The sequence below is a fragment of the Bacillota bacterium genome (assembly GCA_040754675.1).
GTDB lineage: Bacteria > Bacillota > Limnochordia > Limnochordales > Geochordaceae > Geochorda.
The window spans coordinates 1-2,287 of sequence record JBFMCJ010000621.1 but is presented as its reverse complement, the minus strand read 5'-3'; the positions used below and the strand labels follow the sequence as shown (position 1 = coordinate 2,287).

Genomic DNA, 2,287 nt, shown 5'->3' with positions numbered 1-2,287 from the left:
TCACCCGACCCATGGGCTTCATCATCATCCCCCCAAAAGGACGGGCGGCGGTGGCCGAAGGTTCCGCCGCCGCGCGCCCCCGTACCGGCAGTCATATGCCCGGCATAACACGTATTCTACCGTGACGCACAAGGTTGGTCGAACCGGTCTCGGGCGGGCATGGTACCAAGCAGCACCTCCAAAACAGCGACGTCCACCCCCTGGCGGATGCGTATCTTGCCCTGGTCGTCCTCCTCGATGTCCTGCTCTGCCACCCGTTCCAGCAAGTCGGCTGCGTTCTTCAAGTCCTCCGGAGCATCACCCTTCTCGCGCACCGCCTTCACCAGCCGGCGGGCATCCTTCACCAGGCTCTCCACCAGAGCCTGCTTCTCGGCAGGGTTCGATGCCCCCGCTCTTTGCCCAGCGCCACCACCTTGTCAAGCAGCACCTTCGCGCCGTCGGGCAGCCATCAGCCGCTGCCGGAACCGGCACAGCGTGACCGCACACAGCCCCAGGTCGTTGCGGGACATGCCCAGGGCGTACTTCACCCGGTCGTCGTACAGGGTGGCCTCTTCCAACTCGCGGTCGGAAAACCCCTTCTCCAGCTGGATCAGGGTGGCGGCGGTGAGCTGCGCAGGGCTCACCGATGGCTGGGCGATCTCGGCGTAAAGCTCCGCGACTCCTCGCCTGTCAGGTTCCCCTGTACCCAAGCCCAGGTATGAAATTCCGAAGAAGGGCGAGCACTCGGTTGGGGCGGCACGTCAATATTCGGGGACGCTCGGCAAGCTTGGGAACTGCCAGGTGGGGGTTGGCCTGAATTACGCCACGGACGATGCGTGTGTGCCGCTGGACTTCAGCCTGTACCTTCCCAAAGAGTGGGCCGAGGACCGGGAGCACTGCGGCAAAGCAGGGGAGCCTCCCCCATCCCCAGAGCGTCCTTGAGGCGGCAAAGGGGCTGCCCGAAGAGGCGTGGCAGACCGTCACCCGGCGGGAGGGCACGAAAGGGCCCATGACAGGCCGCTTTGCCTGTCTGCGGGTCCAGCTCTCCCACGGTTGGGCTGAGGGCAAGGTCGAACACCCGGTGGTGTGGCTTCTTGTGGCCGAGAAACAGGATTCGGCTCCCCGGGACGGGAGATCAGACGAATCGGGCCCGGCCCAGGGTTGGGCGAAGGAGAAGCCTGCTGGCACAGCCTCGCCCAGGGCCGCCTTGGCGAGGAACAAAGCTCGGACGGGATCGGGGTCCTCGGTGTAGGCTCGGCCAAGGAGCCCACCCTTGAACACCCGCGCCGCCCACCCGCGGTCGCGCCGGCACACGAGGTGGTTATCCCCGTTGGGCTTCTGCTGCCGGGCCTCGGAAACCGGAACCACGTCCCGTTGCTTCACTGTTCTACGCGTGCCCGAAAGCTCCTCCTGCACCAGAGCGGACCTTATCCCGTGTCGCAAGCCGAAACAACGCCCGTCATGGGCCACCGCCGGACCGTTCCGGGTGCCGGGATCGACGTCCCCGGCATGCCGCAATGGCGAAGCCCACCCAACAGAATCCTCAGACCTCATCACCGACGGCAGGCGGGCCCTCCCGCCCACCGTCCACCCAGCCGCCCGGGGAAGGTCCATCCCGGTTCCAATCACCGGTGCACCCCGGCGCAGGAGCACGCTATACACCTTGGAAGGCATCGGGAAAGCCAAGGCAGGAAAGGAATAACTCCTGATACCCGGGCAGGGTCATCAGTTCCAGGTAGCCGGCGGAGCGCGCCACCCGGGCAGCCTCCCGGCGCTCGTCTTCCGAAACAAGAGCCAGGTACGCCCCCATGCCCGCCGCATTCCCCACCGGCTCAAACCTCTCCCGGGGCAGCCGCGGAAACATGCCCACGGCCACGGCACTCTCGGGATCTATCGCCACCCCGAACGCCCCCGCCAGGTAAACCCTCTCCACCTCCTCCACCCGCGTGCCCGTGGTCCGCAAAAGGCCCTCGATTCCCGAACGAACCGCCGCCTTGGCCAGCTGCAACTGCCGGATGTCCCGCTGCGTGAGAGGCACCCCGCCCAGGCGGAACTCGAGCCCGTCAGGACCCTCCTCCACCCCAGGGGCACCGGCCCGCAACCGGCCGCCAGCATCCATGACCCCCGCACGCAGGAGCACGGCCAAAAGGTCGATGAGCCCGGCACCGCAAAATCCAGCCGGTTCCCCACCACCCACCACCGTAAACCTGATCTCCTCCCCCTCCAGCCACACCCGGTCCACAGCACCCGCCAGCGCCCGCATCCCCCGGGAAACATGACCCCCCTCGAACGCCGGACCGGACGCACA

At 67.0% G+C, this 2,287-nt stretch carries 3 protein-coding genes and 1 pseudogene; 1 reads left to right on the top strand and 3 read right to left on the bottom strand.

What is annotated here, in order from left to right:
• Positions 1-116: 116 nt before the first annotated feature.
• The gene (locus AB1609_21710) at positions 117-356 is read right to left on the bottom strand and encodes a hypothetical protein (protein ID MEW6049052.1); all 240 of its coding nucleotides are present in this window, start codon (positions 354-356) and stop codon (positions 117-119) included.
• 60 nt (positions 357-416) lie between these two features.
• Positions 417-689 (bottom strand): transposase, encoded by a 273-nt coding sequence (locus AB1609_21705; GenBank protein ID MEW6049051.1) that lies wholly within the window; start codon positions 687-689, stop codon positions 417-419.
• A gap of 16 nt (positions 690-705) precedes the next feature.
• Here AB1609_21705 and AB1609_21700 point away from each other — a divergent pair.
• A pseudogene (locus tag AB1609_21700) lies at positions 706-921 on the top strand (transposase).
• Positions 922-1,633: 712 nt separating this feature from the next.
• Here the strand turns inward: AB1609_21700 and AB1609_21695 are convergent.
• Positions 1,634-2,287: ATP-binding protein (locus AB1609_21695; protein MEW6049050.1), on the bottom strand; the 654-nt coding region annotated here is incomplete at its 5' end.